The organism is Streptomyces sp. URMC 126 (assembly GCF_051386555.1).
Classification (GTDB): domain Bacteria; phylum Actinomycetota; class Actinomycetes; order Streptomycetales; family Streptomycetaceae; genus Streptomyces.
Map to the genome: position 1 here is coordinate 1 of NZ_JBPQTX010000307.1, position 8,165 is coordinate 8,165.

At 71.8% G+C, this 8,165-nt stretch carries 6 protein-coding genes and 1 pseudogene; 4 read left to right on the forward strand and 3 right to left on the reverse strand.

Annotated features, from left to right (window positions below):
- The first annotated feature begins 119 nt into the window (after window positions 1-119).
- The 3 genes and pseudogenes from ACSNOK_RS27325 (at window position 120) to ACSNOK_RS27335 (ending at window position 1,890) form a co-directional block, all read left to right on the forward strand.
- Window positions 120-1,145: a Gfo/Idh/MocA family protein gene (locus ACSNOK_RS27325; RefSeq protein ID WP_436783452.1), complete on the forward strand. Its 1,026-nt coding sequence runs from the start codon at window positions 120-122 to the stop codon at window positions 1,143-1,145.
- A gap of 212 nt (window positions 1,146-1,357) precedes the next feature.
- Window positions 1,358-1,564 (forward strand): MerR family DNA-binding transcriptional regulator, encoded by a 207-nt coding sequence (locus ACSNOK_RS27330; protein ID WP_436783453.1) that lies wholly within the window; start codon window positions 1,358-1,360, stop codon window positions 1,562-1,564.
- A gap of 46 nt (window positions 1,565-1,610) precedes the next feature.
- Window positions 1,611-1,890 (forward strand): annotated as a pseudogene (locus ACSNOK_RS27335) (heavy-metal-associated domain-containing protein).
- A gap of 742 nt (window positions 1,891-2,632) precedes the next feature.
- On the opposite strand, the gene ACSNOK_RS27340 reads toward ACSNOK_RS27335, so the two are convergent.
- Window positions 2,633-3,922 (reverse strand): citrate synthase, encoded by a 1,290-nt coding sequence (locus tag ACSNOK_RS27340; RefSeq protein ID WP_436783454.1) that lies wholly within the window; start codon window positions 3,920-3,922, stop codon window positions 2,633-2,635.
- A gap of 168 nt (window positions 3,923-4,090) precedes the next feature.
- A complete protein-coding gene (gene recD2 / locus ACSNOK_RS27345) occupies window positions 4,091-6,313 on the reverse strand; it encodes an SF1B family DNA helicase RecD2 (RefSeq protein WP_436783455.1) in 2,223 nt (740 codons plus the stop codon).
- Window positions 6,314-6,584: 271 nt separating this feature from the next.
- Between recD2 and ACSNOK_RS27350 the strand changes: the two genes are divergently transcribed.
- Window positions 6,585-7,388 carry a sugar phosphate isomerase/epimerase family protein gene (locus ACSNOK_RS27350; protein ID WP_436783456.1) on the forward strand — a complete coding sequence of 268 codons (804 nt, stop codon included), beginning with the start codon at window positions 6,585-6,587 and terminating at the stop codon, window positions 7,386-7,388.
- A 60-nt stretch (window positions 7,389-7,448) separates the two neighbouring features.
- On the opposite strand, the gene ACSNOK_RS27355 is transcribed toward ACSNOK_RS27350, so the two are convergent.
- Window positions 7,449-8,072, reverse strand: a complete 624-nt coding sequence (locus tag ACSNOK_RS27355; protein ID WP_436783457.1) for a LysE family translocator — start codon at window positions 8,070-8,072, stop codon at window positions 7,449-7,451.
- Window positions 8,073-8,165 lie beyond the last annotated feature (93 nt).

Here is an 8,165-nt window from a genome sequence, read left to right on the forward strand (position 1 = left end):
AGGGGGTACCCCCAGTCCTCAAACGCCGGACGGGCTGAATCAAGCCCGTCCGGCGTTTGAGGACGAGCGGCGAAGGGGCGGGATCGGGGCACACCCCTCCCACCCCACAAGGAAGCACCGTGAAAGACCTCCGCATCGCCCTCCTCGGAGCCGGCCGCATCGGCTCCTTCCACGCCGCGACCCTGACCCGCACCGAAGGCGCGGGCGAGCTCCTGATCGCCGACGCCGACCCGCCCCGCGCCGCCGCCCTCGCCGCACGAGTCGGAGCGAAGGCGCTCGACTCACCGGAGGAAGCGTTCACGGCCGGTGTGGACGCCGTCGTCATCGCCACGGCGACGGCGTCCCACGCCGACCTCATCACCCGGGCCGCCCACGCCGACCTCCCGGCCTTCTGCGAGAAGCCGATCGCCGTCGACCTGGCGGGCACCGCCCGGGCCCTGGCCGAGGCGGAACGGGCGGGCACCCTGCTCCAGATCGGCTTCCAGCGCCGCTTCGACGCCGGCTTCCGCGCCGCGCGCGAGGCGCTGCGGGCCGGGCGGCTGGGCCGGGTGCACACCATCCGGGCCGTCACCTCCGACCCCGCGCCGCCCCCGGCGGAGTTCCTGCCGCTGTCGGGCGGCCTCTTCCGCGACTGCATGGTGCACGATTTCGACGCCGTCCGCTGGCTGACGGGACGGGAGGTGACGGAGGTGTACGCCCGGGGTTCGGACGCGGGGGCTCCGGCCTTCCGGGAGCACGGCGACGTGGACACCGCCTGCGCCCTGCTCACCCTGGACGACGGCACGCTCGTCTCGGCGACCGCGACCCGCTACAACGGCGCGGGTTACGACGTCCGTACGGAGCTGTGCGGGGACCGCGACCAGTGGGCGGTGGGCCTGGACGCCCGGACGCCGCTCACCTCCGCCGAGCCGGCCGGGCCGGGAGCGCCGGAACGGCCGTGGCCCGGCTTCCTCGAACGGTTCGAGAGCGCGTACCGCGCCGAGCTGGACGCCTTCGTGCGCGCCGTGCGCGGCGCGCTGGACAGCCCGTGCCCCGGCCGCGAGGGCCTGAACGCCCTGCTGATCGCCGAGGCGTGCGAGCTCTCCCGCCGGGAGAACCGGCCGGTGAGCCCGTCGGAACCGGCCGCCGCGGCCGGGCTCGCCTGACCGACCGGACGTCACCCGTCCGAACACCACGTCGCCACCGGGTTACGAGCGTCACGGCCCGGTCAGCCTTCCTCGACAGCCGCTCCACAGCCGCGCCCGCCCGGCTCGCCCGGGCCGTCCGCCGGGCAAGGCTGCGTGATCGAGAACGGCGGCGTCGCGGACCCCCCGACGGATCCCCTCCGTGGCCGCGGCGCAGCGGAGAGGCGCGAGAGATGACCGACCGTCGACTCTGGTCCTACAAGGAGATCGCCGCACACATCGGGGTGCAGACCGATACGGTGCGGTCCTACCGCAAGCACGGCCTGCTGCCGCCGCCCGACCTGACCGAGGGCGGGAAACCGTACTGGTTCGCCGACACCATCCGGCTGTGGGTCGCCGAACGCCCCGGCAACCGGGCCCGGCGCGAGCGCCGGGGCTGAGCCGCCCCGGGGCCCGACACCGGGATCCATACCCCCGGGGGGTACGATGGCGGCGCAGTCGCCAACCGGTCCACTTCACCGAGGAGCACAGCATGACGCACGGAACGACCGCCGGTACCACCACCGTCTACCAGGTGACCGGCATGACCTGCGGCCACTGCGAGAGCGCGGTCGGCAGCGAGCTCTCCGCGCTGGACGGGGTGACCTCCGTCAAGGCCGAGGCGTCCGCCGGCCGGGTCACCGTGGTCTCCGACGGCCCGCTGGACGACGAGGCCGTACGGGCCGCCGTGGACGAGGCGGGGTACGAGCTGGTGGGCCGCGTCTGACCCGACGCACCCCGCCCGGGCCGATACGGCGCCCCCGCCCTACCCGGCCCGACACCCCCGCCGGACCGGGTCCGGCATCCCCGCCGGGCCCGACACGGCACTTATCGCCGGGTTCGCCCCGTTACATCCCACCGGCCGCCGCCCGCGGCGGCCTCCGCCTTACCTCCGAGACAAGGGCCCTGATTTCCGTTCAGGGCCCTTGCCCTTTTCCGTCCCCCTTTGACTGACGAAAACAAGAGACCTAGATCACAGCAATTCCGGGGTAACCATTCCTCGTCAGGATTGGTCTAACCAGGCAGTGCTGGATCGTCTTGGGGGACGGGCCGGCCACGCGTGGCCGGGACACGTACCCGGGGAGCTTTGAGCGGCCCTCCCGTACGTACGTTGTCCCGGCAGATCGCGTCCGAGGGACGGCGCACCCGGTGCGCCGGGGAACGGTGAGCGCGCGGCGCGCATTCGGACTCCCGGACGGATCCCGTGGGGGGAATCCGCTCCGGGACGGAAAGCGCCCCGCTCCGACCCGTGGGGGGATCGGAGCCGGGGCGCTTTTCATTGATGCCATGTACAACTTCCTCCGATGCCATGTACATGTGCTACGTACATCATCTTTTATTAGGGGTAACCGCCGGTAAACCCCTACGCATGCGAACGGCGCCCCCGCCATCCCCCTGAGGGGGAGGCGAGGGCGCCGTACCGGCGGACCGGCGGACCGAAAGCGGACCGAAAGCGGGCCCGGAAGGGGTCAGCGCGCCTCGACGGGCACGAAGTCCCGCTCGACGACGCCGGTGTAGATCTGGCGCGGGCGACCGATGCGGGAGCCCGGCTCCTTGATCATCTCGTGCCACTGGGCGATCCAGCCGGGCAGCCGGCCGAGCGCGAAGAGCACGGTGAACATCTCGGTCGGGAAGCCCATCGCCCGGTAGATGAGACCGGTGTAGAAGTCCACGTTGGGGTAGAGGTTGCGCGAGACGAAGTAGTCGTCGCTGAGCGCGTGCTCCTCCAGCTTGAGCGCGATCTCCAGCAGCTCGTCGTCCTTGCCCAGGGCGGAGAGGACGTCGTGCGCCGCGGCCTTGATGATCTTCGCCCGGGGGTCGAAGCTCTTGTAGACGCGGTGCCCGAAGCCCATCAGGCGGACGCCGTCCTCCTTGTTCTTCACCTTGCGGATGAAGGAGTCCACGTCGCCGCCGGAGTTCTTGATGGACTCCAGCATCTCCAGGACGGCCTGGTTGGCGCCGCCGTGCAGCGGGCCCCACAGGGCGTTGATGCCCGCGGAGATCGACGCGAACAGGTTGGCCTGCGAGGAGCCCACCAGGCGCACGGTCGAGGTGGAGCAGTTCTGCTCGTGGTCGGCGTGCAGGATGAGCAGCTTGTCGAGGGCGCTGACGACGACCGGGTCCAGGTCGTACTCGGCGGCCGGCACCGAGAAGGTCATCCGCAGGAAGTTCTCGACGTAGCCGAGGTCGTTACGCGGGTAGACCACGGGGTGGCCGACGGACTTCTTGTACGCGTAGGCCGCGATCGTCGGCAGCTTGGCGAGCAGCCGGATCGTCGACAGGTCGCGCTGCTTCTCGTCGAACGGGTTGTGGCTGTCCTGGTAGAACGTCGACAGGGCGCTGACCACGGAGGACAGCATGGCCATCGGGTGGGCGTCGCGCGGGAAGCCGTCGTAGAACCGCTTGACGTCCTCGTGCAGCAGGGTGTGGCGGGTGATCTCGTCCTGGAAGCGCGACAGCTCGTCGGCGGTCGGCAGCTCGCCGTTGATCAGCAGGTACGCCGTCTCGGTGAACGTGCTGCGCTCGGCCAGCTGCTCGATGGGGTAGCCGCGGTAGCGCAGGATGCCCTGCTCGCCGTCCAGGTAGGTGATGGCGGACTTGTAGGCGGCCGTGTTGCCGTAACCGGAGTCCAGGGTCACCAGACCGGTCTGGGCGCGCAGCTTGCCGATGTCGAAGCCCTTGTCACCGACGGTGCTGTCGATCACCGGGTAGCTGTACTCGCCGTCCCCGTAACGCACTACTACAGAGTTGTCGCTCACGTCATCCCTCACCGACGTTGTGCCTCTTCTTCGAGGTGCCCTGACTACCCCTACCTTCCCCCATTTGGACGCGGTCCGTGCACTCGGGGTCGGCCATAGGGCCCAAGAGCGGCACTGAGTGCCGTCCAGCGTGCCATCCTGCCCCCTTCGCCCCGATTGGTAAACCGCTCAGAGACGAACACCACCTCCCACGGCGAGCCGGTGATCGAGCGCGGTGCACCGCCGGCCCGCCCCGACCGTGCGCACGGCCTGTCCGAGGGCCCGCCGTGAGCCGACCAGCACCACGAGGCGTTTTGCCCGGGTTACCGCCGTATAGAGAAGGTTGCGCTGGAGCATCATCCAGGCGCCGGTGGTCACCGGGATGACGACCGCCGGGTACTCGCTGCCCTGCGAGCGGTGGATGGTCACGGCGTAGGCGTGGACGAGCTCGTCGAGCTCCGCGAAGTCGTAGCCGACCTCCTCGTCCTCGTCGGTGCGGACGGTCAGCCGCTGCTCGACCTGGTCCAGCCCCGTGACCACGCCCACCGTGCCGTTGAAGACGCCGTTCTCGCCCTTCTCGTAGTTGTTGCGGATCTGCGTCACCTTGTCGCCGACCCGGAAGACGCGCCCGCCGAAGCGGCGCTCGGGCAGGTCGGGGCGGGCGGGGGTGACGGCCTGCTGGAGCAGCCCGTTCAGGGCGGCGGCCCCGGCCGGGCCGCGGTGCATGGGGGCGAGCACCTGGACGTCCCGGCGCGGGTCCAGGCCGAACTTCGCCGGGATGCGGCGGGCGGCCACGTCCACGGTCAGCCGGCCGGCCTCCTCGGTGTCCTCCTCGGCGAAGAGGAAGAAGTCGGCGAGGCCCGTGGTGACGGGCGGGAGGCCGGAGTTGATGCGGTGGGCGTTGGTCACCACGCCCGACTGCTGGGCCTGCCGGAAGATGCGGGTGAGGCGGACGGCGGGGACGGGGCTCCCCGGCGCCAGCAGATCCCGCAGCACCTCGCCCGCGCCCACGGACGGCAACTGGTCGACGTCCCCGACGAGCAGCAGGTGGGCGCCCGGGGCCACCGCCTTGACCAGCTTGTTGGCGAGCAGCAGGTCGAGCATGGACGCCTCGTCGACGACGACCAGGTCGGCGTCGAGCGGCCGGTCACGGTCGTACGCGGCGTCGCCGCCCGGCTTGAGCTCCAGCAGCCGGTGGACGGTGGACGCCTCGGCGCCGGTGAGCTCCGCCAGGCGCTTGGCGGCCCGGCCGGTGGGCGCGGCGAGGATCACCTTCGCCCGCTTGGCGCGGGCGAGTTCGACGACGGACCGGACGGTGAAGGACTTGCCGCAGCCGGGGCCGCCGGTGAGCACGGCGACCTTGCTGGTGAGCGCGAGGCGGACCGCATCCCGCTGCTCCGGGGCGAGTTCGGCGCCGGTGCGGCCGGCCAGCCAGGTCAGGGCCCGGTCCCAGTCGACGTCCCGGAAGGCGGACAGCCGGTCGTCCTCGGCGCGCAGCAGCCGGGACAGCTGGGCGGCGAGGGAGAGTTCGGCCCGGTGGAAGGGGACGAGGTAGACGGCGGTGACCGGCTGCCCGTCCTCCGGGCCGGGCACGGTCTCCCGCACCACGCCCTCCTCGTCGGCGGCGAGTTCGGCCAGGCACTCGATCACCAGACCGGTGTCCACCTGGAGGAGCTTCACGGCGTCGGCGATCAGCCGCTCCTCCGGGAGGAAGCAGTTCCCCTGGTCGGCGGATTGCGAAAGGGCGTACTGGAGCCCGGCCTTGACCCGCTCGGGGCTGTCGTGCGGGATGCCCACCGACCGCGCGATGCGGTCGGCGGTGAGGAAGCCGATGCCCCACACGTCGGCGGCCAGCCGGTAGGGCTCGCTCTTGACGACGGAGATGGAGGCGTCACCGTACTTCTTGTAGATGCGGACGGCGATGGAGGTGGAGACCTCGACGGTCTGGAGGAAGAGCATGACCTCCTTGATGGCCTTCTGCTCCTCCCAGGCGTCGGCGATCTTCCGGGTCCGCTTGGGGCCGAGGCCGGGCACCTCGATCAGCCGCTTCGGCTCCTCCTCGATGATCCGCAGGGTGTCCGTGCCGAAGTGCTGGGTGATCCGGTCGGCGAAGATGGGCCCGATGCCCTTGACCAGGCCCGATCCCAGATAGCGGCGGATGCCCTGGACGGTGGCGGGGAGCACCGTCGTGTAGTTCTCCACCGTGAACTGGCGGCCGTACTGCGGGTGCGAGCCCCACCGGCCCTCCATCCGCAGCGACTCGCCGACCTGGGCGCCGAGGAGCGAGCCGACGACCGTGAGCAGATCGCCGGCACCGCGGCCGGTGTCCACCCGGGCGACGGTGTAGCCGTTCTCCTCGTTGGCGTAGGTGATGCGTTCGAGCACCCCTTCGACCACTGCCGGTTGTGCCATGGGGTGACGGTACCGCCGGGGTACGACAACGCCGCACGGGGGACGGACCGGGCGCCCCGCGAACGCGATTCGAGGGGCCCGGTCCCCTGACCGAGCCCCTCGCTTCCCCCCCGGCCGACTTCCCCTTGATCCCCCCGGATACCTCCCCCGGGAAGCCGGATGCCACATACGACAGCCGGGAGGCCCGGGAGGTTGCGGCCCATCCGAAGCGTTATCATTCCGTTACCTCGCGTGGCGAGAAGTCCGTTACGCATGGGGAAGCCGGTTCTCTGTGAAACTGGCTTTCTCCACTCTCGCCGTCCCCGGACTCCCCCTCCCCGACGTCTCCCGGCTCGCCGCCGCGCACGGCTGGGACGGGGTCGAGCTCCGCGCCCACCCCGAGGAACCCCTCCACACCGGCAGTGGCCCGGCCGAACGGGCCGACGCCGTACGGCGGTTCGCCGCGGACGGGGTGGAGATCCTGGGGGTCGCCGGGTACACCCGGGTGGCCGGCCCCGGCCCCGACGAGCCGGTGTTCGACGAGCTGGACGCGCTCGTCCGGCTCGCCGCGGACATAGGAGCGCCGTACGTCCGGGTCTTCCCCGGCGCCGGCGAGCAGCCGGCGGACGGCGACGACTCCGCCGAGGACACCGCAGCGCGCCGGCTGGCCTGGGTCGCCCCGCTCGCCGCCGACCTGGGCGTCCGGGTACTGCTGGAGACCCACGACTCGCACCCGCGCGCCCAGGACGCGGTACGGCTGCTGGGCCCGGTCGGCCACCGCAACGTCGGCGCCCTCTGGGACCTGCTGCACACCTGGCGGAACGGCGAGTCCCCCGCCACCAGCCTCCCCGCCCTCGCCCCGCACCTCGGATACGTCCAGGTCAAGGACGTCGCCTCGGCGGAGGACACCGCTCCGCTGCCGCTGGGCACGGGGGCCGTACCGATCGCCGCGTGCGTGGCGGAGCTCGTCACGGCCGGCTACGACGGGTGGCTGTGCTGGGAGTACGAGAAGCGGTGGCACCCGGAGGCGCCGGACTTCGCGGGCGTGTCCGCGGCGGGCCGGGAGTTCCTGCGGGGTCTGACCCGCCCGGCCTGACGGGCGGGTAGGTGGTCGGTCGGGCGGACCCCGGCGCTCGGCGCTGTCGGCCCACGGCGCTCAGTCCACGGCGACCGTCACGGCGATGCCGGCGAGGGCCGTCCCCATGACGTACCGCTGCGTCCGCAGCCACCGCGGACGCCGCCGGAGGAACGCCGAGACGGATCCCGCGGTCAGGGCGATCGCGCCGTTCACGGTGACCGCCACCACGATCTGGGTGAGGCCGATCAGCAGGCTCTGGAGCGGCACGGAGCCCCTGTCGGGGTCGACGAACTGCGGCAGCACCGAGACGTAGAGGATCGCGATCTTCGGGTTGAGCAGATTGGTGACCAGCCCCATGGTGAAGAGCTTCCGCGGCGGATCCGGCGGCAGCGGCTTCGGGTCGAACGCCGACGTCCCGCCGGGCCTCAGGGCCTGCCAGGCCAGCCAGGCCAGGTACGCGGCCCCGGCCAGCTTCACCGCGGTGTAGACGGCGGGGACGAGAGCGAAGAGGGTGGCGATGCCGGCGACCGCCGCCAGCAGGTAGACGAAGAACCCCGCGGCCACGCCCAGCAGCGAGATCAGCCCGGCCTTCCGCCCCTGCGTCACCGAACGGGACACCAGGTACATCATGTTGGGGCCGGGGGTGAGGACCAGGCCCAGCGCCACGAGCGCCATACCCATCACCGCGTGCGGGCTGACCACAAAGAGCTCCTTTTCCGAACGGTAGGCGGATCGGGTGGTGCGGTCACGTCGCGGGAGGGGACGGCCGTCAGGGTCTCCCGCGTCCCCGCGCGG